The following is a 24,887-nucleotide window of genomic DNA, read 5'->3' as shown; positions in this document are numbered from 1 at the left end:
CAACAGCAATATTACGACGAGACGCAATTGATCAGAGTCGGAAATTAATTAGCCATGGTGCTTCTTTATTCATGGACAATACAAGGAACCGGATGACGAATCACTCCGTTTTTTAGATGTGCCACAAATCGGGGATGATATTCGATTGAGTGCCAGGTTCGTGAAGGAGGATTGACAGTAATTGTTTACTGGAATTATTGAAGAAATCGGAACAGTTTCAGCGGTAAGGCCAGCGACGAATTCATTGCAACTATCGATCCGTTGTAGCAAAGTGCTAAGCGATGTTAAAAAAGGAGATAGTATTGCAGTGAATGGTGTTTGTTTGACGGTCTCACACTTCTCAAGCAACCAATTTACAGCGGATGTCATGCCGGAAACAGTTAAGGCGACAACACTCCAAGCATTGCGTGCGGGAAGTCCCGTCAACTTAGAGAGAGCGATGGCGGCGGATGGTCGCTTCGGTGGTCATCTAGTCAGTGGACATGTTGATGGCACGGGCGAAATTATATCGATTAGACAGAAAGAAAATGCGGTGTATGTGGAAATCAACGTGGATGCTAATCTGTTAAAGTATTTTATCCCAAAGGGTTCTGTAACAGTGGATGGCACTTCACTGACTGTCTTTGGTGTGACGGATAAAGGATTTATCATCTCACTCATCCCAGTCACACAAGATGACTCAATCATAAGCAGGAAAAGGACTGGGGATCGAGTGAACGTTGAATGTGACATGCTCGCAAAATATATTGAACGGCTAATGACTACAAACAAAGAGAATTCGGCTGGTGGTTTAACTATGGATACACTCATCACCAGTGGTTTCCTCGGTTAAGGGAGGACGACAGATGTATACTACTGTTGAAATAGCAGTCGAGGAACTGAAAAAAGGGAAAGCGATTATCGTCGTTGATGACGAGGACCGAGAAAATGAAGGGGACTTTGTTGCACTCGGGGAATTTGCTACACCTGAAATGATTAACTTTATGGCAACGGAGGGTCGTGGACTAATCTGCGTGCCAATAGATGAGGAGAAATCACGGCAGCTCGAACTTGGGCTCATGACAGAAAATAATAGTGATGTGCACGGAACTGCATTTACCATCAGCATTGATCATTCGGAAAGTCACACCGGAATCTCCGCGTTTGAACGTTCAGAGACCGTATTGAAAATGCTTGGGAGTGATGCAGGATCAACCGATTTTAGAAGACCGGGACATATTTTTCCGTTGATTGCAAAAGAGGGCGGAGTCCTGAAACGGGCCGGCCATACGGAGGCTGCTGTTGACTTAGCTAGGCTGGCTGGAGCAGAACCAGTCGGTGTTATTTGTGAAATTATGAATGTCGATGGAACGATGGCAAGTGGGCCGCAGCTGAAAGAGATTGCGGAACGATTGAATCTTGTTATTTTGACGATCCAGGAACTGATTACCTATTGCGAAGAAAATGAAAAACGTATCAAGCATATCGCTGATATTGAATTTTAAGGGGGATTTATGATGAGAACAATTTACGAAGGACATTTAGTTGGAACAGGATTGAAAATTGGAATCGTTGTTGCGAGATTTAATGAATTTATTACTGGAAAATTATTAGATGGCGCGGAAGATGCATTGCGTCGTCATGGTGTTGCTGAAAGTGATACGGCAGTTGCGTGGGTGCCGGGTGCTTATGAAATTCCTCTTGTGGCTAAGAAAATGGCGGCTTCGGGGAAATATGATGCTGTCATTACGCTTGGTACAGTAATTCGTGGCGCAACACCACATTTCGATTTTGTGTGTAATGAAGTGGCAAAAGGTGTGGCCGCCATCAATATGCAAGAAGGCGTTCCGGTTATCTTCGGTGTCTTAACGACAGATACAATCGAGCAGGCAATTGAACGCGCAGGGACGAAAGCCGGTAATAAAGGCTGGGATGCAGGGGCGTCTGCTATTGAAATGGCGAATTTATTGAAACAAATATAAAGAATAGGACGGGCTCAGCTGCAATTAATGGGTTGAGCCTTTCTATTGATCTTATGTTCTTTCCAGAAATCAGAAGCTGGTGAGAGTGAACTTTATGTGGAATAAATGTGAACGATACGTGTCTGAAAATATTTTTTTCGCTATGTCGATGTGATTACAGCCTTTGAATTGTCGCAAAAACGAATGAAAATCGTTATGATAAAGATAGAAGTTATTGTAAAAGAAGGAGCGATTTAAGATGACTGCTTTTCCAGAAAAGACATGCTCAATTGAAAAACTAGTTACAATCCCAGAGGATGTTCAAAAAGTATTGAATGGTCAAAAGACGGCTACGCGCCGCAATGGTGTGTACGCTTATCCGGGAGAGATTATGGTACTGGATGGTCAAGAGTTTAAGGTGGATGCACTTTATTCACAAACACTTGGTGAAATGACGGACGAACACGCAAAGCAAGAGGGCTATACGAACATGGAGGAGTACAAACAAGCGATTTTGTCTATGCATGCAAAAATGCCATGGATTCCGACGATGAGCGTGTGGGTCCATGAATTTAGCCCGATAGCGAAGTAATCGTGAGATGAAATCGGAAATCTACGGAATAATTGTTTTTCTCCATGTGCTGAGTGCAGTTCTGTCCATTGGTCCGTTAACAATTTTGATGCCGGTTATCAAGCGTCTACATGGTGTTGAAGCTGGCATAGAACAAGCATACTTATCCGTAATTAAGGTTGTCATTCGAATCGTTATGCACGCAGGGCATGTCCTTGTAGTTAGTGGTGTCTTGCTACTGATTTTTGGACCTTATCCATGGACTACATCATGGGTGATTCTAACGCTTGCTGTTTTACTTGTATCAGGTGTTTTCTTATCAAAAGGCTTTACAATTGTGTTGCGCCGGTTTCATAAGCCTGATGCCGATAAAACCGATATTCTTAAAAGGTTGATGACCACGTCATGGGTTTATCTTGGGCTAATGCTCCTCATGCTTTGGCTGATGGTACAAAAGCCGATGATTTGGTGAATAAATATTTGTGATACATAGAAAGAGATGTGCGCCTTTGCAGGTGCATATCTTTTTTATATTCTTTATCGATTCCTTTTATGGTGTTGTTCGTCTAGATAGGAAAGGGGGTGGGACAGTGGAGCAAAGTGAGGAGTCAATTTACCTTGAACATAGTGATCGCATTTATCGATATATTTTTTTACAAGTCCGTCAGAAGGAGTTGGCGGAAGATTTGACGCAGGAGACATTTTATCGGGCATTTAAAAATCTGCATACCTTTCAGAAGCAAGCAAGTCTATCGACATGGTTACTTAAAATAGCAAAAAATGCAACTTATGATCATTTTAGGCGTAAGAGAATCATTCAGTTTTTTAGTATGGGGAAAGAGGAAGTCACAGATGCGATTAGTTTTTCTCCAGAGGATGAATACTTGAAAAAGGATAGCACTCAAAGACTTTACAATGCGTTGGCGAGCCTAAAGAAGGACTATCGTGAAGTACTTCTTTTACGAAAAATTAACGAAAGTTCGATTAAAGAAACGGCATATATATTGGGTTGGACGGAGACCAAAGTGAAGTCGACAATGGCGCGGGCATTTGCTGCACTGAAAAAAGAAATGCTAGAACGGGAGGGAAGAATCGATGAGTGATTTCGACGAATATGATGTGGAATTTGACAAGTTGAAGGATCTTGAGAGAACCGATATTGCACGGGTGGCTAGTTTTAATAAATTGGAGGATCGTAGCAGGAAGAAGAAATTGCGCATACTCCCGATGATTGCTTCTAGTGTAGTGGTTTCTGTAGTTGCCTTGTTTTTAGTTTTGACGCTGTTTGAGTATGTACCTAATTTAGGTAGTGGGAAATCCATTATTGACGATCAAACCGAACTGGAAATTCCTATTGTTGAAGTAACGGCGAATATGTTCACAGTTGAGTATGGAATCGATAATATGGACCGAGGAAATCATGATTATGAAACCACCGGTACTGATAAACGAATTGTAATAGACCTTGGAGTATCAAACTTCAAGCGAGGAGATATCGTCTATTTTAAAATGCCTGTCTATTCGAACGAAAATTCTGGATTAAATTTGAAAGAACATCAACTATCACGAATTGTTGGCCTACCTGGGGAGAAAATTGAAATTAAAAAGGGGCAAGTCTTTATTAATAATCAGAAACTCGAAGCCTTTTACTCAATTCCAACTGTGAGAGGAATGGCAATGGAAGAGTATTTTGAAAAAGTTAGTTCTCAAAACACCATGATGAACGAAGAAGATTTTCAAGAAAATATGGAGTCTATTTTAGTTCCTGAAGGCTCGGTGTTTGTTTTAGGGGATCAATGGTGGAGGAGTGTTGACAGTCGTCATTTTGGACCAATATCTTTAAGTGACGTCGAGGGAAAAGTGCTAGGATATGATCGTTGATACTAAGTATGGAGGGGTAGCAGAAGCCGCTATAGCGGCTTCCGTGAAATCATTCCATTTGCTTTACTAGGCCCATACACATTTTTTATGGAACACGAAATCCACTAAAGCGTTAAACTACGAAATCGCTCCGCAACAAACGCTAAATCCTCTAAAAATAAAGCCCTCAAATTAGGTCGTCGTCGAACGGCAAGGGGATGATAAGCCACAGCAGTGGGGTAGCCTTGAATGTTATGCCATTGTCCGCGTAATGATTTCACGTCAGCCTTTGGATTTCGAAAAAAGGATTGGACTGCGACATTGCCTAGACAAAGAATAAGCTCTGGCTTTTTCATTTGTATTTGTTGCTCTAAATGTTGCATACATATTTGGCGTGTTTGGTCTTTATCATAAGCACGCACAGGTTTTCTTTTTAGGATGAAGGTCACATACATATCTTCCGTTTTCAATCCAGCTTCATTGACTGTTTGCTGTAAGGTTTGCCGTGTTCCGCAAATAAAAGCATTGCCTTCACGGTCTTCTCGCGCTCCCGGATTATCGAGAATAACTAGAATGGGAGCATCTGGATTCCCTTCTCCCCAAACCATACGCGTTCCATGTTTATCAAGCCCGCATTCACAACAGTCTTTTGCGTTATCAGGTACTGGTTCTTCTGGCCATATTGTCGGGCAAAAATCAGACATCTATATCAGCTCCTTCCACTATGTTTTATTATCTCCATTTTGGGGAACAATTATGTGTGGTCTATTTGAATCTATTCAGATAAATGATAAAGTAGGCTTAGTGATGAAAAACGAAGGAGTGAAGGGAAATGGCAGTTGATGTCTATTTTAATTTTAATGGGAATTGTCGCGAGGCAGTGATGTTTTATGCAGAGGTTTTTGAAACAGAAGCCCCAAAAATTATGACGTTTGGAGAAGGACCACCTAATCCGGAGTATCCTTTGCCAGAAGAAGCGAAGAATTTAGTGATGCACACACGACTTAATATCAGTGGTAGCAATGTGATGTTTTCGGATATTTTTCCAGGATCACCTTTTACGCTAGGAAATAACATTACACTTGCAGTTGTCAGTAAAGACGAGAATGAAATTAAATCTGTGTTCAGTAAGCTGAAAGAAGGCGGCAAAGTAAACTTGGAGCTGCAAGAAACATTTTTCAGCAAATGTTATGGGCAAATAACGGACAAATTTGGTATTGAGTGGCAATTAAGTCTGGACAGTGGCGAAACATTCGGGTAATTTGAAGGATATGGTACCTTTCTTTTTTGGAGAAAGGTGTCATATCCTTTTTTTAATAGTGTTTGAGGAGGAATGGCAATGGAATTTAAACAGTATGCTGATGTGCATGATTTTGCGCTACAAGCTGAGCCGATTTTGACAGAAAAAGAAGATGTCTACAGTCTGTTTTTCGGTGTGTTACAGGCCATCAAAGCAGGTCGCTATGACAATCCTTTTATGGCGGCGATTGAAAAGGATGGGGAAGTGCTGGCATTAATGCAAATGACACCGCCCCATCCGTTAAATCTCATTCTTGTGGATGACACACGATTAGAGGAAATCATGGATTTGGTAATTAAAAAATTAGTGGAACTAAAGATTGAAATGAGTTCTGTCATTAGTCTTAAGCCGATGGCATACCTTTTTGCAGAGAAATGGGAAGCGCAAACAGGGACGGCTCATCAATTGTTGATGGATCAAGGGTTGTATCGGTTAGAAGAAGTAAATATAGAATTACAACAAAGTCCTGGTAGCTGGCGTTTGGCGGGTGAGGAGGATTGTCCTTTGATTGAGAGATGGTTTACGATATTTGAGGAGGATACTGGACTTCCAATTACACCCAAAGAAGATGTGGAAACGCGTGTGGCCTTATTTGTTAGTGAACGAGAAGTGTTTTTATGGGAGCATGAAGGGAAAGTTGTGTCGATGATGAAAAAGTCGCGTCCTACCGAGCACGGTGTCACGGTATCCCTGGTTTTTACACCCCATGAGGAGCGAAAAAAAGGCTATGCCCGAACGATGGTGGCGGCTTGCTCAACAGAACTGCTAAAAAGCTATGATTTTTGTGTGCTCTATACAGATTTGATGAACCCGACGTCCAATAAAATCTACCAAGAAATTGGTTACAAACGCATTGCCGATTCCGTGCAGTTAGGATTTGCCATGCCCATAACAGATTAATTGAACAGCATCAGTAAGTTCCTCAACCATAATCAATAACATATAATAGCTGGAGAGCTGAAAGAATCATTCGGTAAAATGGTTAGAGGGGCGATGATTTTGCGACGAAATGATCCGGTCATTCACGATAAAATAATGTCTAATGATAACTCCTTAAATAAGGGGGCTAAAATTTCGCTGTTAGGGTCAGTCATTTCAACATTAGGTGATGCCTTACAAACAGTTGGTGGAGCGATTTCAATAGAAGAGGGCTTGATTGCTGATGCACAGCAACAGCAAGGACTTGACAAGCTCCAAAGTCAAATCGACGAATTGAAAAAAGAGCAGTCACGGAATGATACGATGAATGCAGATGTTAAAACGCTAGGTAAATTACTAGAGAGACTTGTAGATCGATTGGACGGAGAAGTGGATGAAAGAACGAAAAGTTAGTTCTGCAATGAACGTAGGGGCATTATTTGAATGAAAAACTGACGAACGAGTTGTGGTTCGTCAGTTTTTTATCAATTAATTTCGACTCAGTGTATTTCGTTTATGAAAATAATCCAAGTTTTTCAATACGTGCAACGGCTTCTCTCAAGCGCTCTTCCGTTTCCAATAATCCAACACGTACATAGCCTTCACCATAAGTACCAAAGGCGTGACCTGGTGAAACGGCTACATCGGCTTTATTGAGCAGGACATTTGTAAACGATTCACTTGTATAGCCCGTAGGAACGGGCAACCATGCGAAAAATGATGCGGTCGGCGCGATGACGTTCCAGCCAATTCGGTTGCACTCTGCAATTAAAACATTACGCCGACTTTCATACAGAGCGACGAGCTCATCGACACATTCTTGACTACTTGTTAACGCAACAGCGGCGGCACGTTGAATGGCTGGGAAGATGTCGATGAATAAATAATCTTGCAAGGTGCCAATGGCTTGAATCATATCGGCATTGCCAACAGCAAAACCGACACGCCAGCCGGCCATATTATACGTTTTTGACATGGTGTACATTTCAATTCCAACCTCTTTAGCACCTGTTGCCTGTAGGAAGCTGATAGGTTTTTGACCGTCGAAACCGATACCGCCGTATGCAAAGTCGTGCATAATAGCGATGTTATTTGCTTTTGCCAAGGCAACTGTTTCCTCGAAAAATGGAATGGATGCAGTAGCACTCGTAGGGTTGTTTGGATAGTTTAAATACATTAACTTAGCTTTTTTTTGTTCGTCGGATAATGTGCTGTAATCTGGTAAAAAATTATTTTCCGCCAGCAAAGGAATAGTATCGTAGCTGATATTTGCTAAGCTGACACTAGACAAATAATCTGGATAACCTGGGTCTGGTAGTAATAGCAATTCCCCTTCATTCATAAGGGCAAGAGGCAACTCGACTAAACCAGGCTTTGTGCCAAATAGGACAGCAACCTCGTTTTTTGGGTCAATATTGACATTGTACTCACGTTTGTAAAAGTCAGCAGCAGCCTGCTTGAATTCCGCGATTCCTCTGAATGGTGAGTATCCATGCGTTGCGGGGTCTTCAACAGCCTCCTGCAATGCTTTGACAATATGAGGCGGTGTTGGTTGGTCGGGATTGCCTCGACCTAAGTTAATCACATCTCGCCCCTCAGCAAGTGCTTGTTCAACATTTCGAACGAGAGAAGAAAAGAAGTGTGGCGGTAAATTTTTTAATCGATTTGACAGTGTCATAGATTAACCTCTTTCTCTTAAGTAGTCCCTATTTATACGTTAGTATACATTAATTGTCCCATTAGTAGTACTAGTCTGTTATTTTGTTCGCGCGAAAAAAGTGACCCCACTCAAGGAGTCACTTTACAATGTGAGGAAAATTAGTTGCTTGCCTCGATTTCTTCTGTTAATACAACTAATTGATCAATTAGCTCACCAATATAAGCGATTGTGTCACGTAACGGTTGCTCGGTTGTAATGTCAACGCCGGCCATTTTGGCAAGGTCGGCAGGTGATTTTGTACCACCAGTCTTCAACACTTCCAACCATTCATCGACGGCTGGCTGACCTTCTGCTAAGACACGCTTAGATACTTGTGTTGAAATCGTCAGTCCAGCACTGTATGTGTATGGATACAAGCCCATGTAGTAGTGTGGCTGACGCATCCATGTCAATTCAGCGCCTTCTGTAATGTCAACGTCGTCTCCCCAGAATTCTTCTAGTACGCCACGTTTTAAGTTATTCAACACGCCTGCATTGACACTGCCACCTGCATCGATACGCTCATAGACTTTACGCTGATAAGCGGCTTCTAGCAAATGTGTTACAAAGTTATGGTAGTACGTGCGTGCCACGATAGAAGAAATAACCCAACGTTTAAACTTCGGATCATCCGAGTTTTTTAACAGATGATTGGCGACTAGCATTTCATTCATCGTTGAAGGTGCCTCAATGAAGTATAAAGATGGACGCGCATTGAAAATATTTTGCTTGCGATTGGCATTATAGAAATGTCCAGCATGCCCAAGCTCATGTGCTAGGACGAAGACGTCTTCCATGCTACCTGTCCATGAAATCAGGATATACGGGTGATTGCCGTAAGGGCTTGAACAGAAAGCACCTGTGGATTTGCCTTTATTTTGCGCAAAATCTATCCAGCGTTCGTCGTAAGAACGTTGCACCATGTTCAAGTAATCATCACCCATAATCGCAAGAGCATCGTCAATATACTTTTTCGATTCCTCCACAGTGATTGTCGGCTCATACGTAGGATCAAGCGGGATTTTCAAGTCAGCGAACGTCATTTTATCCAAGCCATGCACTTTTTGAAGCAGTTTCGCATATTTACGCATATGCGGTGCGAGTTCTGTCGTGATCAAATCGATCTGACGGTCATACATAGATTTATCGACTTCCTGATTAAACAATAAATAATCAAAAATCGTGTTGTAACCACGTAAATCAGAGGTTGTCTTTTCAATTTGCAGGTGCATATCGTACGTTTTTGCAGTTGTATGTTGATAATCCTTCAATTTAGTAGAGAAGGCTTCAAATGCTGCACGGCGCTTGGCAGTATTTGCTTCAGACTCCCAGTCACCTTCGAATGATACATAGCTTAGCGGATACTTTTGCCCCTCTGCTTCAAAATCATCGAATGACATATCGACCATTTTTGTTGTGTTATACAAGCCATATGGTCCATTGAATGTTGAAGAAAATGCGGCAAGTGTTTTCTCGACTTCAGGATGCAGCTGATAATCTTTTTGGCGAATTAATTTTTCTAAGTAATTCTGGTAATCAGCGGATTGTTGCATTGCTTCTTTTAGAATGTCAACAGGCAATTCAGCCAGTTCGCTGTCGACAAAAGACAGTTTGCTATTAATTTTTGCAGCAATCGAACCGAATTTACTGGAACGCATTTGTGCTGTATCATCCGTTTGGTCTGTACTGGATGATAGGCTTGTATACGTGCCGATAGGAACTATTTTTTCGTAAAGTGTCGCATAGCCTTTTAATGCTTCAATGACTGTTATTGGATTAGATATGTTGCCAGCGAATTTCTCGACAAATACATCTACGGCAGTTTCGAGCTCTGCGATGGCTGCATTGTAGTCTTCCTCAGTTTTGAAAAGATCTTGTAAATTCCACGTTTCTTCTAGATTAACTTCCGAACGCAGTGGTAAACTTTTAACCAAATCTCATCTCTCCCTTTTATTACGGATTTCGAACTAATTAATAGTATATAGTAAAATAGAGGGAAAGTAAAAAGAATATAAATATTCAGTTATTGGTGTTTTTTTGCAAGCAGTTCAATTTCATTGGCAACGATAAAAGCCAGCTCTTCATTACCGAAGAGCTGGAGCACATCGAGCATTGTTTCGTTATCGATGTTGATGTCATCTTCGGCATCAGCTTGTTCGATGATGTTCTTCATGGCTGCATTTTCCTGTTGGTTTGGATAGGCACGTTTGTATAACTCGTGGGGGTCCAACTGATGATTAGCACACCATTGCACGAATAGACGAATCATTAACTGTTCATCTTCCTGATATTTTTGAATGACTTGTTCTTCGATATTTTTAAAATCCATAATTATGCGCTCCTTTTTTTAACGCTTATGACTAGTATATAGGATGAAGCACATTTTGGAGGAAATCAAAGTTTATTGCTAATAAAAAAATGAACCAACCACTCCGCATCAAGTGGACCATCAACAACTTCGTAGTAGAGTAAAGAGTTTTGGATAATTAGATTTTCATTGATGATGATGCTTAAAGTATTTCCGTCCTCGTCTTGCAACTGAATACTGAATTGCATGGTTTCGTCACTCGTATTTATTTCTTCGGGCTTTAATTTCCGGATATGGTAATCTTGAAGGAAGTCCAGTAAGCTGTTAATTTCGGAATGCTCATCGACATGCCATGTTTCACTGGTGTTTCCCGAAGTGGATGGTTTTGTAAAGAGTGCTGTGATGAATGATGGATTCATGGTATTAAGAAGGTCTGTGAACTGTTTTTCGTTGTAGTCGTTGAACGACTGTATCATCGTATAGCAACCGCCAATGAGAATGACAATGAGTAGGAATGCTCTCATTTTCATATTGAATACCCCCTGCATTTCGTTTCTGTAGTATACGCAGACGACGGTGGTTAGTATCGTACTTGTGACCATAAAGGTGTAAGACTGGAGGGATGAACGATTGGTTTTGAGAAGAATAACGCTGCTTCATGAGGAAACTGCAGGGAATGAGGAGTATCCTTTCTCGATTCCTTCTATTCAATCCATGACGGAATTGGATTTAACAAAGAGAGTAACATTTTTTGTAGGGGAAAATGGTTCTGGGAAGTCAACATTGCTAGAGGGAATTGCAGATCTATGTGGGTTTAATCCAGCGGGTGGGGGTAGGAATAATACGTATGACGTCGATGCGTCGGAAAGCGCATTGAGTGAACATCTACGATTGTCATGGATGCCGAAAGTGACTAATGGCTTCTTTTTACGTGCCGAATCCTTTTATCATTTTGCGTCCCATGTCGATGATATGGCGAGACAACCTTACGGCTCTTATCAAGCTTACGGCGGAAAATCACTACACGAGCAATCTCACGGTGAATCATTTTTGTCTTTATTTTTAAATCGATTTGGAGGAAAAGCCATCTACTTACTCGATGAGCCGGAAGCTGCATTATCACCCCAAAGACAATTAGCATTTTTACGCGTTATGCATGATCTTGTTCAGGAGGAAGATTGTCAATTCATCATCGCCACACATTCACCAATTATTTTAGGTTATCCAGATGCGACAATCCTAAGTTTTGATGATGGGGAAATTAAAGAAACGGACTATGAATCAACAGAACACTATCAGATTACAAAATATTTTTTGGATCACCGAGAAAAGTTTTTGAAAGATATTTTGGGTAATTAATTTAATGTTATAATTGTTTTGATAGACTGTAGAATGGGAGGATGATGACGATGCCGAAAGAAGTTTTGCATGCCATTCAAGACGAATACCCAGATGATTTTGCCTGGTGCTTTGGCTGTGGACGATTGAATGAGGATGGCTATCATTTTCGGACAGGCTGGCAAGGTGAAGAAACGGTGACGTTTTACGAGCCATCATCGAAGCATATTGCCATTCCAGGTTTTGTTTATGGGGGACTAATTGCTTCACTTGTTGACTGCCATGGAACAGGTTCTTGTGCACTGGCACTTCATCGGAAAAATGGACACGAGCCCGGGAATGGCGAGGAAGTACCGCGTTTTGTGACAGCATCATTGAATGTTAATTATTTGAAACCAACACCCCATGGTACTTTGTTAAAAGCGGTTGGGAAAGTGGAAGAAATTCATCCGAAGAAATTTAAAGTGCAGGTGGAAGTATTTGCAGATGATTTGCTTTGTGCAACTGGTGAAGTCGTAGGAGTCGTAATGCCAGCATCATTTGCAAGTAAATAATAATTGAGTTTAAAAGCTGATTGCTAGATGCAATTGGCTTTTTTCATGAATAAAAAATTGACATACAACCATTTGGTTATATATAATTTAATGTGAAACCAAATGGTTGTATTTATCAGGGGTTTTAAAGGAGAGCTTTTCAAGCGAACTCGAAAAATTTCGGATGCAATTACGCGAGGCATAATGGATTGTTTAGGAGGAATTTATATGTCAATTAATGAAAGTTTTGCAGAAGTTAGAAAAAATATTGTTATCAATGCGCCAATCGAAAAAGTATGGGGATATGTTGCAACAGCGGAAGGGATTTCTGCATGGTTCATGCCGAATGATATGCAACCGATTGAAGGAAAAGAATTCATCCTGCAAGCAGGACCATGGGGGAATTCAGCATGTAAAGTGACGGAAGTGAATCCGCCAAATCGTCTATCATTTGAGTGGGGGTCGGATTGGCTTATCACGTTTGAATTGAAGGAACGAGACGGTCAAACTGAATTGACATTGATTCATGCAGGATGGGACGAAGGAAAACAGACGGAGTTCGGTGAGTCACATACAGAGGTACGTTCACGTATGGCGGGCGGATGGGATGGACTTGTTCTAAAAATGAAAACTGTTGTTGAAGCCTAAATGACTGAAGAGTCGCAGAGATACGATGTTTTTCAAGCCATTGCTGATCCGACACGGCGCAAATTACTTGAACTACTCGCGGGCAAAGAATTACCGATTTCGACGATTAGTAGCCATTTTACAATGAGCCGAACAGCTGTAACAAAACATTTACATGTTTTAGAATCAGCGGGCCTCGTCACTACACAAAAAGTAGGACGGGAAAAGCGATATCGGTTGGAGGCTAAGCCGTTGCAAACATTACAAACCTGGCTGGACTTCTACGAACAGTATTGGGACAACAAGCTTTCTAAACTTAAGAAAATTGTTGAAGATGATCTACATGCAGAATGATAACAGTTGAGAGTCGGCTTACCACCGGCTCATTTTTGATAATCAAAATTAAAAGACGCGGCAAACTTGCAAAGCAAGTATGAACAGAATCGAAAAGAATTGATTGCAAATATTTCACATGATTTGAAGACACTTATCACATCCATCAAAGGATATGTCGAGGGGATCAGGGATGGAGTTGCAAGTACCCAAAGAAAATGGAGTGTTATCGTAAAACCATTTACGTCAAGGCAACCGACAGTGTAATGTTTGAATTCGTAAAAGGAGGTTAATTTTAATGAATATATTAATTTTAGGTGGAACTGGACGAGTTGGGAGTCAAATAGTTACTCATGCTCTTCATGACAAACATCATATTACTGTACTAGTTCGCACCCCGGAGAAGATTCAAATAATTCATGAAAACTTAACTATTATTCAAGGTAATGTTTTGAATAAAGATGATATCGTACGTGCAATGCATGGAATTGATGTCGTTATTAGTGCACTCAATACTGATGGGGCAACCACTCTATCAGAAAGTATGCCGTTTATTATCGGAGCAATGGAAATTGAAGGTGTTCAAAGAATTATCACTGTAGGAACTGCTGGAATCCTGCAAAGTAGAATTACCCCAAATTTATTACGTTATCAGTCAAGCGAATCAAAGCAAAAGTCAGTCCGTGCAGCCGAAGAACATAATAAAGTCTACGGTATGCTTAAACAATCAAAACTCGAATGGACGATTGTCTGTCCTACATATTTGCCAGATGGAGAAAGGTTAGGTAAATATCGAATAGACCGTAATTTTTTGCCTGAGGGTGGTATTAAAATTTCAGTGTCAGATACAGCGGAATTTACATTTAGCCAAATAAACAGTAGCGATTATATAAAAACGCGTGTAGGTATCGCCTACTAATAATGTCCTCTTATACTATTTACTAATCGAACTACAGAGGGCTTTATTTTATATTTTGTACCACTCAACTGAACAGGTTATCAATTGTATCTACTGTGTTTTTTTTATAAGGTTAGAAAGTATATTTTTTCAACCTTAAACAGTGTCTAGCTTCAGCACCTAGGGACTCGGGTCATAAGTTAGCCTAGCTATGCGGCAAAAGAACGCCACGTCGCTGGTCCGCCTTATGCCTGTCGTCCCTGATCAAGGCACTCGCGCTTTTCTTATTTAAGAAATTACTAATATGAAGTTTAGAATCTCAATGTATTTTATAGATAAGGTTAATGATTAGGAGTGGAATTGCATTTTCAAAGGAGTCAGAACAACTCTACAAAAACAACAGACATGATGGATAACTCCAATCATGTCTGTTGTTTTCAATATAACTTGATTCAGCAAATTCTTTTGTACTGAAAGCGAAGCGTCAGCTACAGAAGTCCCCCACTTCTATAAGTGGTGGGGGGAATGCCAGAAAAGCATTTCAATCAGAGGGAGTTCAAACTGCATGCTGATTCAAGTTAAGCCTCCGGCGGATGTTAGGGATTTTGAGGGGAGTTAATTGTGCTGTGCACAATTCAAAATCCCAACGCAATTACGCCGAGGCGTAATTGATTTACATCACATTCCGTTCGTCATTTCTTGCACAGTAATTGGTTCCACTGCATTTGTCTGATCAATAAATATAAAAGCATCGTAGCGATTGCCAATTTGGGTTGGCACGTAATTCCCATAGGCCTCAAATTCAGGATTGTACACGACCCCAATTGCTCGGTGACCAATCCACGGAGTAAAATATTTTCGGTTATCTTCATTGAAAATAAATAATTTATCGACAGCACCCGAGTTATGCAAGAGGTCTTCCCATGAATGTTCTCGGGCGGGAGGCACTACAATATTTTCGAAAGGCACACCCCATTTTTCAGCTGCGATAACAGTGCCGCGGTGTGTGCCAAATCCAACAGCATAAACCTCTTCCTGCTGAAACTGTTCGCGAAGCAGTTGACCGACATTTAGCATGCCGTCCTCTGGCATCGTCGTTGCCCGGGCATCGCCAATATGTGTATTATGCTCCCAAACGATGATTTTTGAATCTTCTCCGTAATGATTTCGTACTTCATGAATTGCCTCTACCATATGTTCGTCCCGAATATTCCAGGAACCCGCATTATCCTGAAGCATAATACGGTAGTATTGTTCAGCATTTTTAGCAACTAATGCATTCATTTTTAAATTTAGATCGGATTCCTGATCGTCTGTATAAAGATCTTTATGGGATCGGATGGATGATAATAAATGGCTAACCTCATCAATGCATACTTCTGAAAAATGTGCAGTTGAAATTGCGTAATGTTCTGGTAGGCCGTTGAAAGGCTCGAAACAGGAAAATGCTTTGCGTGCTAGTTCAAGATCTGCACCTGTCGGATTGGTTTCGGTTAAGTATTTAATAATCTCATCAATGGATTCCCATAGACTATACATATCAATCCCGTAAAATCCTACTTGCTCATTGGGGGTTTTATAATTATTGCGCATTTTCAACCAGTCGATGAATTGAGCTATTTCTTCATTAGCCCACATCCATGTAGGCCATCGATTAAAGGCTTTCAAGACTTCTGGGGCAGTTTTTGTTTCTTCACCATACCTTTTTATATACCGATTTACATGCTGGGCGGAGGGCCAATCGCCTTCAACTGCAATAGCGGAGAAACCTTTTTGCTCAATTAACATCTGAGACAGCTTTGCCCGAATGGTATAAAATTCTGAAGTTCCATGACTAGCTTCGCCTAGCAGGACAACTTTTGCATCCCCGATAGCTTCGAGTAAAGGCAGAAGATCGGCTTCTGATTCAAAAGGAAGTGCATATTTTTTTACAGCTTCTTTGAGTGTATCATTCATTAGAAAACCCCATTTCCTTCAGGTTATTGTGACAGTATGCCCAGCTATTCATTTAGTAGCCCTACGATGTGATTGAAATTCCTATGACAGACAATTGCAATAATGTACAATTGATTAGACTATAGAAATAAGGGGAGATAACTATGTTGACTGCCGTATTAATCGTTGGAATGGTCATGGCTGTGCCGATTACCGCAATTATTACAGATCATAATCGTCGAGTTGTGAAACTGAAAGCGGAATTTATTCGTGATGAAATTGAGTTGGAAAAATTAAAACAGCAGAACTTTATCGTAGAAACGGAGAAAATGAAGCTCGAATTGGAAAGAATGAAGCTAGATTATTCTGCAGAGCAAAAGCATATTTTAGAACTTAAAAAATAAGGGGGAAAAGTGATGAAGGATGATCATTTCGCTCCACCATACAATGACCTTATGGGAGATATTCTAAAAAAGCATACGGCTGAGGGCGGTATGGATAACTTGAAAGGACAAGGGAAACCGCTTCCGCAAGAGTATTTCTCTGGTGATACTTTTCAGCATTTTCAACGAATCGCCAAAGATGCGGGATATAAGCCGCAGTGGTTGAGACTGCAGCATGACATTCGTGATGAAGTGATGGCCATTGCAGAAGGTTATGTAGCTAATCCGGTGGCAGATTGGGATAATCGGATAGACGAATTAAACAGTAAGATATTCGCATACAATCAATCATGCCCACCACCACTGCAGAAAGGCTCTGTGTCGCTTACGACGATTCAATCCGCAATTGAACGGTGGAAATAAAATCGAGGGGGAGTGAGGATGAAACGTCATGGACTATTCATATTTGGGGTTATCTGTTGCTTATTGTTATTATCAGGATGTTTTCAATCAGCGCCGAAAGACAGCAGCCCAGATGAAAGTAAAACAACTCCTCCGACGGTAGGGCCTTCTGAACAAGAGCCGATTATCGTCGAGCTACCGGAAATTATTGTCTCGCCGATAGATGAGATGATTGATCAAATGACATTGGCAGAAAAGATTGGACAGCTTCTGGTGATAGGAATAGATGGAACGTCGTTTTCGGACGAAATGGACAATTTAATCCGAAATTATCATGTCGGTGGCGTAATTGTAATGGGTAAAAATGTCTCGACGACAGCCGAAATGTTACAACTCATTAATGATAGCAAACAAGCGAATGAACCGAATAAAATCCCTTTATTCATATCTGTTGACGAAGAGGGTGGAAGAGTTTCAAGGTTGCCAGCAGGGATTCCTAAACTGCCCGCAAGTGCACAAATAGGTAAAAGAAATGATAAAACAATTAGTTATCGCGCTGGTAATTATGTAGCTGAAGTTCTTCATGAATTTGGCTACAATATGAACTTCGCGCCTGTGTTAGACATCAACAACAATCCGAAAAATCCGGTGATTGGAGATCGTTCACTTGGTGCAAATCCCGAATTAGTTGGAAGGTTAGGCGTCGCCACAATGCATGGCATGATGGACGATGGCATCATTTCAGTTGTGAAGCATTTTCCTGGACATGGGGATACGGTCGTTGATTCGCATAAGGCATTGCCGAAGGTGGAAGCGACACTGGAAAAGCTACGAAACGTGGAGCTTGTCCCTTTTCAACAAGCCGTTGATGAAGGTGCTGATGCTGTTATGGTTGCTCATATTTTATTTCCAGCGCTTGACCCAAACTATCCGTCGTCTATGTCCGAGTCTATTATCACGGGCTTGCTGCGTGACGACATGCAATTTGACGGTGTTGTTATTACCGATGATTTAACAATGGGCGCCATCGTGAATGACTATACGGTACCTGAAGCGGCCGTTCAATCCTTCATTGCAGGAAGTGATTTGTTACTCATTGTCAATGGCTATGATAATCAAATCAATACGATCAATGCGCTTGTAACAGCTATTGAAGCCGGAGAAATTACAGAAGAACGGCTGAATGAAAGTGTTAAACGAATTTTGACTCTTAAAGAGAAATATGATGTGTCGGATGAGGTCAAGGAGTCCGTAGATGTAGAAAAACTGAATAAGCTTTATCAGGAATTCATCATCCGTTTGAAATAAATGAAACTTCCTTTTCACTCATCCGTATAATAAGATACTAGAAAGAGTAGGAGGTTTTTTATATGGAAAGTAAGAATGATTCTTTGGATAATAAAGGATTAAAAATATTGGTACATGCTAGTGCATTTTTCATGCCCTTTTTAGTACCATTTATTATTTACCTAGTCGTTGCGGATGCAGCGGTGAAAAGAGTGGCGATCCAAGCGATTTTGTTTCAAGTTGTAATGGGGATATTGATTACGATTTCAATTGTGTTGAGTTTCATCCTCATAGGTATTCCGTTCCTCATTATCTTTGGTTTGATGACGATTATCATTCCAATCTTGGGGATTATCAAGACACTTAGTGGCGAAACGTATAATTACCCGATTGTCGGAAGATGGATTTAATTGAATAAATAGACGCCCACCGCGAAGTGTGATTCATGCGGGGGGCGTTTTTTGTTTAGGCATGTTCCAGCTCTGATTTGTATAGGATGAATGAAGTAGAAAAAAGAAGGGAGAGGAACATGAAGGTAAAGCTCAATCTTGTGACGCAAATTTTTATTGCATTTGTCTTAGCTATTATTTTAGGGAGTCTTTTCGGTAGTTCGATTGATTTTTTGAAACCGTTTGGGGATTTGTTTTTAAGATTAATTAAATTTATTATTGCACCACTTATTTTATCGACATTGGTCGTTGGAGTTGCGGGAACTTCTGATGCAAAACAGCTAGGAAGAATCGGAATTAAAACCGTTGCTTACTATTTGGCGACAACCGCAGTAGCAATTGTCATTGGTCTTGTGGTTGCATTTATGATCTCCCCAGGTAAGGGTGTCACGGTTTCGACGGAGGGATTGGCTATTCCGGAAGCAGCCGCACAAGAACCACAAAGTGCGATTACAACAATCTTGAACATAATTCCAGAAAACCCGTTTACGGCATTAGCAGCAGGAAATGTATTGCAAATTATTTTTTTCGCGTTATTCATCGGCTTGGCTATCACCTTAGTTGGAGAAAAAGCACAGCCGGTCTATCGGTTTTTTGAAGGTTTTGCAGAGGTCATGTACAAAATTACCGGCATCGTCATGAAAGTGGCACCCATCGGTGTTTTAGGCTTACTTGCGCCAGTTGTAGGTCAGTATGGTCTTTCCGTATTATTACCTCTCGTAAAAGTGATACTAGCAGTTTACATTGCGTGTATCCTACATGCTACTATTGTGTACTCGGCAGCTGTGAAAACATGGGGGAAAATGAGTCCTCTTAAATTCTTCAAAGGAATTTCACCTGCAGCCCTTGTCGCTTTTAGTACAGCAAGCAGTTCAGGTACATTGCCTGTAACGATTAAAAATACGAATGAAAATCTTGGTGTTCCTAATAAGATTTCAAGTTTTGTTCTCCCACTTGGGGCAACGGTTAACATGGACGGAACGGCTATTTATCAAGGAGTAGCAGTTATTTTTATTGCACAATTTTATAACTTGAATTTGTCTTTTGCTCAACTGTTAACGGTGGTCTTAATCACGATTTTGGCATCAATTGGAACAGCTGGCGTTCCTGGAGCCGGAATGATTATGTTGGCAATGGTGTTAACCTCTGTCAATATGCCACTCGAAGGAATCGCGCTAATTGCCGGAATTGACCGGGTTTTGGATATGATGCGTACATGTGTCAACGTTGTAGGTGATGCATCTGCCGCAGTCGTTGTGGCAGGTACGGAGAAAAAACGAAATGAAATTGAAGTAGTGCCTACAGATTAACTTACTTGCGGCATTTTCCACGCCTGTTGATTAACGAAAAAATAGCTTAATCAAATACTAGGCGCTCTATGTTCAATTGCTCTTGGGTTGCTTTGGATTGAACGACTTCTATACAATATCCGTGTTATTTTATGTCTAGGGATGCGACTTCGCCGCATCCCTAGACATTTTTTCGGTAACCGTATGGCGGCCGTTCATCCGTCGCTCACCAAAAACGCTTGTACACGGAATGTTACTGCTTTTGGTGACGAGGGAATAGAGGGCTTCTTAACTGGAGAGGGCCGCCAAAGATACAATTTTGGCGGCTGAATCCTTCGTCATAGTCTTTTCTTGATACATCCCCTCCCAAAGGAGGAATGAACGCCAATTCCTCCCCGATCATCATGTCCTAACTAGTTAGCCGAAAGCAAATCGAACATAATCAAGTAAAAAAGGTAGTTTTTCAACCTGTGTTTACCTGTTTTTTTTAGTAAATGGTTAATCAACAGGTGCGGTAATATGTATTGATAATGATTTGAAGTAATTGACACTTACCTATTAGTAAGTTAGTATGGAAATATGGAAAATAGAAAATCACAAATTATTGAGCTAGCACTCAGAAATATTCGAGAAAAGGGCTATTTATCTTTTAGTTATGATGATTTAGCGAAAGAACTTGGTGTAACGAAAGCAAGCATTCATTATCACTTCATGAAGAAAGAGGATTTAGGTTTTGCTTTGTGTACAAGAATAAAAGAAGGACTAGAAAAATCTTATTTATACATTGATCAAGCTCAAATAAATCTTGAGGATAAACCGTGGGAATTTATTTCAAGAAGAGTTAAACAAATAGGAAATAATGAGGTATGTCCTTTATCGTCTTTACAGGCTGACTTTAATTTTTTACCAGTTTCTATGCAAGAGAGTATACAACAAATAAGTCAGATGGAAATAGACTATCTCAAAAAACTACTTGAAGATATTAAAAAAGAGGGGAAGCTTCTACCGACTATTGATACAGCAGCATTAGCTACAGTGCTTATATCTAGCGTAAAAGGTGCACTACAATATAGACGTGTAGTGGAAGAAGATTTAGTTTCTACGGTATTTGATCAATTAAAACAGCTTGTTTATGGAAATAGTAAATCATGACGAATTTATTGGAGGTATATATGAAACGTCGAGTGGTTGTAACGGGTTATGGAGTCGTATCGCCATTAGGAAATGATGTTGATACGCTTTGGAATCATATTAAAGAAGGTAAATCTGGCATTAAGAAAATTGAGTCCGATGAATTCAAAGAAATTAACACGCAAATTGCTGGGATTGTAAATGATTTTGATGCAGAAAGCTACTTTGATAAAAAAGAATTAGGGAAATATGATTTGTTTGCGCAGTATGCCTATGCAGCGGCAAAACAAGCGATCGATCAATCTGGAATTGACCTTGATACTGTGAATAGGGAGCGCATCGGAGTTTATGTCGGATCAGGTATCGGTGGAATTGATACTGTAATGGACAACCATAAACTTTTATTAGAAAAAGGAGTAAGGAGAGTTTCTCCATTTATGGTACCCATGATGATCAGTAATATGGCGGCGGGTATTATCGCGATTAAAAATGGTTTTAAAGGTCCGAGCTTTGCGCCAGTTTCTGCTTGTGCAACAGGGAACCACGCTATCGGTGAAGCTTACTTAAATATTTTGCACGGCTATTCTGATGCCATTGTAGCAGGAGGGGCGGAAGCTTCAATCAATCCGTTATCTTTTGCCGGATTCTCAAGAATGAGAGCCATGTCTACGTTAAATGATGCACCCGAAAAGGCGAGTCGTCCTTTTGATGGTGAGCGCGATGGCTTCGTCATGTCAGAGGGGGCAGGTATTTTAGTACTTGAGGAATATGAACATGCTAAAAAACGAGGTGCAACCATCCTAGGTGAAATCGTAGGCTACGGTTCAACAACGGATGCCTTTCATATTACGTCTCCTGATTTTGATGGCGCGGCACGAGCCATGAAGTTAGCCTTAGAAATGGCGCAAATTGACCCTACTGCTATTGATTATATAAATGCGCATGGAACGAGCACACCTGAAGGAGATAAATCAGAAACGAAAGCCATTAAAGCTACATTTGGTGCCCATGCTTATCAATTAAAGGTCAGCTCTACTAAATCAATGACAGGACATTTATTCGGAGCAGCAGGTGGAATTGAGGCGATAATTACGCTTAATAGTATAATGGAAGATATTGCACCTGCCACGATTAATTATGAAAATCCAGATGAAGAATGTGACTTGAATTACGTTCCAAACGAAGCTATTAACTTAGAGATAAACTATGCACTTTCAAATGGTTTCGGTTTCGGTGGCCATAATGCAGTACTTGCTTTCAAGAAGTTCAAAAGTTAACTTGGAACGACGTCTATTTTACGGAGAGGCTTCACCAATGTAGTGAAAAGGTGATTGAATGGATGTGAAGTGATATTAATGTGCGATACATCCCAAATCTTTTTCAAATGTATAAAAACGAGATTCCGCTGACATGGGATCTCGTTTTTATGTAGATAAGTTTTTGTATATGGTATTACATTGAGCTGCTATTCATTTGCCTATGGAGTGTTCTTCTCTGCCTTCAGTTGGCGAACAATGGAAGTTACTAAAGGAGTCAGTGGATTCATAATAGTTGTAGCTGTCTCAGATTCAACTTGCCGAGCTGCATCCACCATTGAGAGTTGCGCCACGGACATAGCGATCATATTGTCTTGAATAATGTGCGTTAAAAATTTGACGATTTCTTGATCATATTCTTCTTTTAGCCCCTGCATGATCAAGTCAAATGTATCATCAATTACAACAATCTCTAGATCTAACGATTTTTGGAGACGATATGCATGACGATGAAGCCGCTCCATTGTGCCTTCGACAGTGGCCGGATTCGTAAAGAAGATTTTCTGGGGTTGCTGAATATGACAAATAGCATCAAAGTAAGGCTCGTCAATTTTTATAATCGGTACTGTTATCGACAGTTGGTCTTCACGTAAAAGGGCAATATAGTTTGTACACGTAATCAGGATAGCCTCCACATTCGCTTGGGCAATCCATTCAAGTTGTTCTTTGACTTTATGTTGAGCATCGGATTCCTTGAAATTGGGATCGGAAGTGACTCGATGCATGAGTCCTGGATCAACAAAGTGGATGCATTCAATATCAAATGGAGCAAGTGCCTGTTCGATATAGTCTATATTTGAATAATGGGCGTGTAAACATCCTAATCTTTTGCTCAAAGCCATCCCTCCTTTACGCCGTTATTTTATCTTTGCTTTACGAAAACCTGTATAGCAGTCTAGTAAACTCGTCACAATGACAGAAGCGACAATGATTCCGTAAATCCAGCTAAGCGCTGAAGACAAATTATCTTGTGAGTTGTCTAGTAGCTCGGAGAAGTAAGTGACGAATGCAGGATTTACTAAATTGGGATTGCTGACGATGATGATGAATCCAATGACGCCGACTAATTGGACGACTGTATTAGTTATCGCAAGTTTGAACGTCCATTGACCTAGCTTGGCTTTGTAGGCAAGTAACAGTAGCTCCAGTACGATGAGCAATGATACAAGTGGCCAATAGGAGAGAAGGATATCATGTTGGAAAACAGGCGTGACAAATTCTAACCCACTTTGACCTTCTCTTGATTCATAAATGCCTATGAGATGTGTAGCTCTGAAATAAACAACAGCCCAAATGACTGTCCAGAGGAGCCCAGCACCAATTTCACTTGTTTTAATGGCCTTTTTCAACGGGACGTTAGGAATATTTTTCAAATCATCCGGTTTCCAAGGAGTACCTGATAGCGTTAACGGAACGTGAACGGTAGGTGATATGGTGCGTTCTAAGATGATAAAAGTGATGGTTACCCAAAAGAAGGTTTGGGCAGCAGCTCCTAACAGAATTGCTATTGCTTCAACGATAAAACCAGAGACAGTGAGTAAGGATAGCGTGTCAACATTTGAAAGTGACGCGACTTTCTCGATAATAAATACCGATAAAACAACGATGGATACAATGGTCAGTGTCAGTTTTAGTATTGAAATGTAGATGTCATAAAATTTAGGTCCTATCAGATGCATCGGCCGGTCTCGATATTGGGCGGCAAGTGTTGCGGGATTGCCAAGCTTCTCAAGCGCTTGTGTCACATTGTCCTCCGTATAATCGTCTGGAAGCATGTCTTCGATTGTCGAGCGCAATTCCAATGCGATATCATTACGCATTTTTTCGGGCAACCTACGCGTCACCTCTCGTACATAGACCTCAATCAGTTCCATTTGTGTCAGCTCCTTTTAACACGATTGTCAGTTCCTTCGTCATTTTTTCCCATTCTGCTTGTAGCTGTTCAAAAACCTCAATGCCAACATCGCTAATCAAGTAATATTTTCGCGGTCTGCTTTCCGTCGTATCCCAGCTACTCGATAATAGTTCTTGTTTTTCAAGGCGTCGTAGTAAGGGATATAAGGTGCTTTGGTCAATTTCGATTCCGGATTTCTCAAGAAGCTGAACGAGTGAATAACCGTATTGTGGTGTTTTTAGCTGACTGAGTACAGCTAATGTTAGTGTTCCTCTCCGCAATTCTGTCGTTAAGGAATTCAATAGATCACTCATTAGATCACCTCACTCTTTATAGTGTATATCATACACTACTGTTTGATGCATATCAATTGAAAATATAAATATTGATTTTAGTGGGGGATGCCGGTCCGTACCATATGAAAAAGGAATAATGTCAGAAAGTAAAACAAAAAACCAGCTCACTCCAATGGATTT

General features: G+C 40.7%; 31 protein-coding genes and 1 pseudogene. 23 read left to right on the top strand and 9 right to left on the bottom strand.

The genetic code is table 11. From position 1 onward, the window contains the following. The first annotated feature begins 181 nt into the window (after positions 1-181). The 7 genes from ribE to lepB all read left to right on the top strand — a co-directional run bounded on the left by ribE (position 182) and on the right by lepB (position 4,392). Positions 182-832, top strand: coding sequence for a riboflavin synthase (gene ribE / locus R2B77_RS06140; protein ID WP_203247193.1), 651 nt, complete (start codon positions 182-184; stop codon positions 830-832). 13 nt (positions 833-845) lie between these two features. Continuing rightward, positions 846-1,484, top strand: coding sequence for a 3,4-dihydroxy-2-butanone-4-phosphate synthase (gene ribB, locus R2B77_RS06135; protein WP_203247194.1), 639 nt, complete (start codon positions 846-848; stop codon positions 1,482-1,484). A gap of 12 nt (positions 1,485-1,496) precedes the next feature. Then, positions 1,497-1,961, top strand: coding sequence for a 6,7-dimethyl-8-ribityllumazine synthase (gene ribH, locus R2B77_RS06130; protein WP_203247195.1), 465 nt, complete (start codon positions 1,497-1,499; stop codon positions 1,959-1,961). Between the two features lie 238 nt (positions 1,962-2,199). Continuing rightward, entirely contained in the window at positions 2,200-2,532 is a 333-nt protein-coding gene (locus R2B77_RS06125; RefSeq protein ID WP_203247196.1) for an ASCH domain-containing protein, read from the top strand. A gap of 7 nt (positions 2,533-2,539) precedes the next feature. Beyond that, positions 2,540-2,983 (top strand): hypothetical protein, encoded by a 444-nt coding sequence (locus R2B77_RS06120; RefSeq protein WP_203247197.1) that lies wholly within the window; start codon positions 2,540-2,542, stop codon positions 2,981-2,983. A gap of 118 nt (positions 2,984-3,101) precedes the next feature. Further along, positions 3,102-3,614 carry an RNA polymerase sigma factor gene (locus tag R2B77_RS06115; protein WP_203247198.1) on the top strand — a complete coding sequence of 171 codons (513 nt, stop codon included), beginning with the start codon at positions 3,102-3,104 and terminating at the stop codon, positions 3,612-3,614. Continuing rightward, positions 3,607-4,392 (top strand): signal peptidase I, encoded by a 786-nt coding sequence (gene lepB / locus R2B77_RS06110; RefSeq protein WP_203247199.1) that lies wholly within the window; start codon positions 3,607-3,609, stop codon positions 4,390-4,392. Before R2B77_RS06115 ends, lepB begins: the two co-directional genes overlap by 8 nt. A gap of 104 nt (positions 4,393-4,496) precedes the next feature. Here the strand turns inward: lepB and R2B77_RS06105 are convergent, their stop codons facing one another. Next, positions 4,497-5,075, bottom strand: coding sequence for a uracil-DNA glycosylase (locus tag R2B77_RS06105; RefSeq protein WP_203247200.1), 579 nt, complete (start codon positions 5,073-5,075; stop codon positions 4,497-4,499). A gap of 128 nt (positions 5,076-5,203) precedes the next feature. Here R2B77_RS06105 and R2B77_RS06100 point away from each other — a divergent pair, with 128 nt between their 5' ends. The 3 genes from R2B77_RS06100 (at position 5,204) to R2B77_RS06090 (ending at position 7,003) form a co-directional block, all read left to right on the top strand. Then, on the top strand, positions 5,204-5,632 hold the full coding sequence (locus R2B77_RS06100; protein ID WP_203247201.1) for a VOC family protein: 429 nt from the start codon (positions 5,204-5,206) through the stop codon (positions 5,630-5,632). A 78-nt stretch (positions 5,633-5,710) separates the two neighbouring features. Then, positions 5,711-6,571 (top strand): GNAT family N-acetyltransferase, encoded by an 861-nt coding sequence (locus R2B77_RS06095; RefSeq protein WP_203247202.1) that lies wholly within the window; start codon positions 5,711-5,713, stop codon positions 6,569-6,571. Between the two features lie 99 nt (positions 6,572-6,670). Continuing rightward, on the top strand, positions 6,671-7,003 hold the full coding sequence (locus R2B77_RS06090) for a hypothetical protein (protein WP_203247203.1): 333 nt from the start codon (positions 6,671-6,673) through the stop codon (positions 7,001-7,003). A 100-nt stretch (positions 7,004-7,103) separates the two neighbouring features. Here R2B77_RS06090 and R2B77_RS06085 read toward each other — a convergent pair whose 3' ends face one another. The 4 genes from R2B77_RS06085 to R2B77_RS06070 all read right to left on the bottom strand — a co-directional run bounded on the left by R2B77_RS06085 (position 7,104) and on the right by R2B77_RS06070 (position 11,126). After that, positions 7,104-8,267, bottom strand: a complete 1,164-nt coding sequence (locus R2B77_RS06085) for a pyridoxal phosphate-dependent aminotransferase (RefSeq protein ID WP_203247204.1) — start codon at positions 8,265-8,267, stop codon at positions 7,104-7,106. A gap of 140 nt (positions 8,268-8,407) precedes the next feature. Beyond that, positions 8,408-10,222 carry an oligoendopeptidase F gene (gene pepF / locus R2B77_RS06080; protein ID WP_203247205.1) on the bottom strand — a complete coding sequence of 605 codons (1,815 nt, stop codon included), beginning with the start codon at positions 10,220-10,222 and terminating at the stop codon, positions 8,408-8,410. A gap of 89 nt (positions 10,223-10,311) precedes the next feature. Next, the gene (locus R2B77_RS06075) at positions 10,312-10,617 is read right to left on the bottom strand and encodes a hypothetical protein (RefSeq protein ID WP_203247206.1); all 306 of its coding nucleotides are present in this window, start codon (positions 10,615-10,617) and stop codon (positions 10,312-10,314) included. Between the two features lie 65 nt (positions 10,618-10,682). Continuing rightward, the gene (locus R2B77_RS06070; RefSeq protein ID WP_203247207.1) at positions 10,683-11,126 is read right to left on the bottom strand and encodes a hypothetical protein; all 444 of its coding nucleotides are present in this window, start codon (positions 11,124-11,126) and stop codon (positions 10,683-10,685) included. Positions 11,127-11,226: 100 nt separating this feature from the next. Here R2B77_RS06070 and R2B77_RS06065 point away from each other — a divergent pair, with 100 nt between their 5' ends. The 6 genes and pseudogenes from R2B77_RS06065 to R2B77_RS06040 all read left to right on the top strand — a co-directional run bounded on the left by R2B77_RS06065 (position 11,227) and on the right by R2B77_RS06040 (position 14,346). Next, on the top strand, positions 11,227-11,955 hold the full coding sequence (locus R2B77_RS06065; protein ID WP_203247208.1) for an AAA family ATPase: 729 nt from the start codon (positions 11,227-11,229) through the stop codon (positions 11,953-11,955). Positions 11,956-12,005: 50 nt separating this feature from the next. Then, positions 12,006-12,488 carry a PaaI family thioesterase gene (locus R2B77_RS06060; protein ID WP_212391365.1) on the top strand — a complete coding sequence of 161 codons (483 nt, stop codon included), beginning with the start codon at positions 12,006-12,008 and terminating at the stop codon, positions 12,486-12,488. Positions 12,489-12,695: 207 nt separating this feature from the next. Then, positions 12,696-13,115: an SRPBCC family protein gene (locus R2B77_RS06055; protein ID WP_203247210.1), complete on the top strand. Its 420-nt coding sequence runs from the start codon at positions 12,696-12,698 to the stop codon at positions 13,113-13,115. Continuing rightward, on the top strand, positions 13,116-13,448 hold the full coding sequence (locus R2B77_RS06050) for an ArsR/SmtB family transcription factor (protein WP_203247211.1): 333 nt from the start codon (positions 13,116-13,118) through the stop codon (positions 13,446-13,448). Between the two features lie 45 nt (positions 13,449-13,493). Further along, positions 13,494-13,681, top strand: a pseudogene (locus tag R2B77_RS06045) (histidine kinase dimerization/phospho-acceptor domain-containing protein); the annotation flags it as partial. Between the two features lie 44 nt (positions 13,682-13,725). Further along, entirely contained in the window at positions 13,726-14,346 is a 621-nt protein-coding gene (locus R2B77_RS06040; RefSeq protein ID WP_203247213.1) for an NAD(P)-dependent oxidoreductase, read from the top strand. Positions 14,347-15,003: 657 nt separating this feature from the next. On the opposite strand, the gene R2B77_RS06035 is transcribed toward R2B77_RS06040, so the two are convergent. Continuing rightward, positions 15,004-16,281 carry an erythromycin esterase family protein gene (locus R2B77_RS06035; protein ID WP_203247214.1) on the bottom strand — a complete coding sequence of 426 codons (1,278 nt, stop codon included), beginning with the start codon at positions 16,279-16,281 and terminating at the stop codon, positions 15,004-15,006. A 143-nt stretch (positions 16,282-16,424) separates the two neighbouring features. Here R2B77_RS06035 and R2B77_RS06030 point away from each other — a divergent pair, with 143 nt between their 5' ends. From R2B77_RS06030 to fabF, 7 genes are all read left to right on the top strand, one after another. Beyond that, complete coding sequence (locus tag R2B77_RS06030; RefSeq protein WP_203247215.1) at positions 16,425-16,664, top strand: hypothetical protein; 240 nt, start codon at positions 16,425-16,427, stop codon at positions 16,662-16,664. A gap of 12 nt (positions 16,665-16,676) precedes the next feature. Then, positions 16,677-17,066, top strand: a complete 390-nt coding sequence (locus tag R2B77_RS06025; protein WP_203247216.1) for a DnaJ family domain-containing protein — start codon at positions 16,677-16,679, stop codon at positions 17,064-17,066. An 18-nt stretch (positions 17,067-17,084) separates the two neighbouring features. Next, complete coding sequence (gene nagZ, locus R2B77_RS06020) at positions 17,085-18,353, top strand: beta-N-acetylhexosaminidase (RefSeq protein WP_203247217.1); 1,269 nt, start codon at positions 17,085-17,087, stop codon at positions 18,351-18,353. Between the two features lie 83 nt (positions 18,354-18,436). Continuing rightward, a complete protein-coding gene (locus tag R2B77_RS06015) occupies positions 18,437-18,742 on the top strand; it encodes a DUF4870 domain-containing protein (RefSeq protein ID WP_212391419.1) in 306 nt (101 codons plus the stop codon). A 119-nt stretch (positions 18,743-18,861) separates the two neighbouring features. Continuing rightward, positions 18,862-20,091 carry a dicarboxylate/amino acid:cation symporter gene (locus R2B77_RS06010; protein ID WP_203247219.1) on the top strand — a complete coding sequence of 410 codons (1,230 nt, stop codon included), beginning with the start codon at positions 18,862-18,864 and terminating at the stop codon, positions 20,089-20,091. A gap of 558 nt (positions 20,092-20,649) precedes the next feature. Next, the gene (locus R2B77_RS06005) at positions 20,650-21,222 is read left to right on the top strand and encodes a TetR/AcrR family transcriptional regulator (RefSeq protein WP_203247220.1); all 573 of its coding nucleotides are present in this window, start codon (positions 20,650-20,652) and stop codon (positions 21,220-21,222) included. Between the two features lie 20 nt (positions 21,223-21,242). Beyond that, positions 21,243-22,478 (top strand): beta-ketoacyl-ACP synthase II, encoded by a 1,236-nt coding sequence (gene fabF, locus R2B77_RS06000; protein WP_203247221.1) that lies wholly within the window; start codon positions 21,243-21,245, stop codon positions 22,476-22,478. Positions 22,479-22,678: 200 nt separating this feature from the next. Here the strand turns inward: fabF and R2B77_RS05995 are convergent, their stop codons facing one another. From R2B77_RS05995 to R2B77_RS05985, 3 genes are read right to left on the bottom strand one after another with little or no spacing between them, the layout of a single operon-like run. Continuing rightward, positions 22,679-23,359 carry a hypothetical protein gene (locus tag R2B77_RS05995; protein ID WP_212391367.1) on the bottom strand — a complete coding sequence of 227 codons (681 nt, stop codon included), beginning with the start codon at positions 23,357-23,359 and terminating at the stop codon, positions 22,679-22,681. 15 nt (positions 23,360-23,374) lie between these two features. Next, entirely contained in the window at positions 23,375-24,391 is a 1,017-nt protein-coding gene (locus tag R2B77_RS05990) for an HAAS signaling domain-containing protein (RefSeq protein WP_203247223.1), read from the bottom strand. Beyond that, positions 24,378-24,725 carry a PadR family transcriptional regulator gene (locus R2B77_RS05985; protein WP_203247224.1) on the bottom strand — a complete coding sequence of 116 codons (348 nt, stop codon included), beginning with the start codon at positions 24,723-24,725 and terminating at the stop codon, positions 24,378-24,380. The genes R2B77_RS05990 and R2B77_RS05985 overlap by 14 nt, the downstream gene beginning before the upstream one ends. Positions 24,726-24,887: the final 162 nt, after the last annotated feature.

This window comes from Sporosarcina beigongshangi (assembly GCF_033485195.1).
Lineage (GTDB): Bacteria > Bacillota > Bacilli > Bacillales_A > Planococcaceae > Sporosarcina > Sporosarcina beigongshangi.
Note: the sequence above shows the minus strand (reverse complement) of the source record. Positions and strands in the feature narration are given on the sequence as shown.

What these genes read in the sequence shown, in the direction of transcription:
- ribB (WP_203247194.1), top strand. Translation starts at nt 846, where the DNA reads ATGTATACTACTGTTGAAATAGCAGTCGAGGAACTGAAAAAAGGGAAA.
- ribH (WP_203247195.1), top strand. Translation starts at nt 1,497, where the DNA reads ATGAGAACAATTTACGAAGGACATTTAGTTGGAACAGGATTGAAAATT.
- R2B77_RS06125 (WP_203247196.1), top strand. Translation starts at nt 2,200, where the DNA reads ATGACTGCTTTTCCAGAAAAGACATGCTCAATTGAAAAACTAGTTACA.
- R2B77_RS06120 (WP_203247197.1), top strand. Translation starts at nt 2,540, where the DNA reads ATGAAATCGGAAATCTACGGAATAATTGTTTTTCTCCATGTGCTGAGT.
- lepB (WP_203247199.1), top strand. Translation starts at nt 3,607, where the DNA reads ATGAGTGATTTCGACGAATATGATGTGGAATTTGACAAGTTGAAGGAT.
- R2B77_RS06105 (WP_203247200.1), bottom strand. Translation starts at nt 5,075, where the DNA reads ATGTCTGATTTTTGCCCGACAATATGGCCAGAAGAACCAGTACCTGAT.
- R2B77_RS06100 (WP_203247201.1), top strand. Translation starts at nt 5,204, where the DNA reads ATGGCAGTTGATGTCTATTTTAATTTTAATGGGAATTGTCGCGAGGCA.
- R2B77_RS06095 (WP_203247202.1), top strand. Translation starts at nt 5,711, where the DNA reads ATGGAATTTAAACAGTATGCTGATGTGCATGATTTTGCGCTACAAGCT.
- R2B77_RS06085 (WP_203247204.1), bottom strand. Translation starts at nt 8,267, where the DNA reads ATGACACTGTCAAATCGATTAAAAAATTTACCGCCACACTTCTTTTCT.
- R2B77_RS06075 (WP_203247206.1), bottom strand. Translation starts at nt 10,617, where the DNA reads ATGGATTTTAAAAATATCGAAGAACAAGTCATTCAAAAATATCAGGAA.
- R2B77_RS06070 (WP_203247207.1), bottom strand. Translation starts at nt 11,126, where the DNA reads ATGAAAATGAGAGCATTCCTACTCATTGTCATTCTCATTGGCGGTTGC.
- R2B77_RS06060 (WP_212391365.1), top strand. Translation starts at nt 12,006, where the DNA reads ATGCCGAAAGAAGTTTTGCATGCCATTCAAGACGAATACCCAGATGAT.
- R2B77_RS06055 (WP_203247210.1), top strand. Translation starts at nt 12,696, where the DNA reads ATGTCAATTAATGAAAGTTTTGCAGAAGTTAGAAAAAATATTGTTATC.
- R2B77_RS06050 (WP_203247211.1), top strand. Translation starts at nt 13,116, where the DNA reads ATGACTGAAGAGTCGCAGAGATACGATGTTTTTCAAGCCATTGCTGAT.
- R2B77_RS06040 (WP_203247213.1), top strand. Translation starts at nt 13,726, where the DNA reads ATGAATATATTAATTTTAGGTGGAACTGGACGAGTTGGGAGTCAAATA.
- R2B77_RS06035 (WP_203247214.1), bottom strand. Translation starts at nt 16,281, where the DNA reads ATGAATGATACACTCAAAGAAGCTGTAAAAAAATATGCACTTCCTTTT.
- R2B77_RS06030 (WP_203247215.1), top strand. Translation starts at nt 16,425, where the DNA reads ATGTTGACTGCCGTATTAATCGTTGGAATGGTCATGGCTGTGCCGATT.
- R2B77_RS06025 (WP_203247216.1), top strand. Translation starts at nt 16,677, where the DNA reads ATGAAGGATGATCATTTCGCTCCACCATACAATGACCTTATGGGAGAT.
- nagZ (WP_203247217.1), top strand. Translation starts at nt 17,085, where the DNA reads ATGAAACGTCATGGACTATTCATATTTGGGGTTATCTGTTGCTTATTG.
- R2B77_RS06010 (WP_203247219.1), top strand. Translation starts at nt 18,862, where the DNA reads ATGAAGGTAAAGCTCAATCTTGTGACGCAAATTTTTATTGCATTTGTC.
- R2B77_RS06005 (WP_203247220.1), top strand. Translation starts at nt 20,650, where the DNA reads ATGGAAAATAGAAAATCACAAATTATTGAGCTAGCACTCAGAAATATT.
- fabF (WP_203247221.1), top strand. Translation starts at nt 21,243, where the DNA reads ATGAAACGTCGAGTGGTTGTAACGGGTTATGGAGTCGTATCGCCATTA.
- R2B77_RS05995 (WP_212391367.1), bottom strand. Translation starts at nt 23,359, where the DNA reads ATGGCTTTGAGCAAAAGATTAGGATGTTTACACGCCCATTATTCAAAT.
- R2B77_RS05990 (WP_203247223.1), bottom strand. Translation starts at nt 24,391, where the DNA reads ATGGAACTGATTGAGGTCTATGTACGAGAGGTGACGCGTAGGTTGCCC.
- R2B77_RS05985 (WP_203247224.1), bottom strand. Translation starts at nt 24,725, where the DNA reads ATGAGTGATCTATTGAATTCCTTAACGACAGAATTGCGGAGAGGAACA.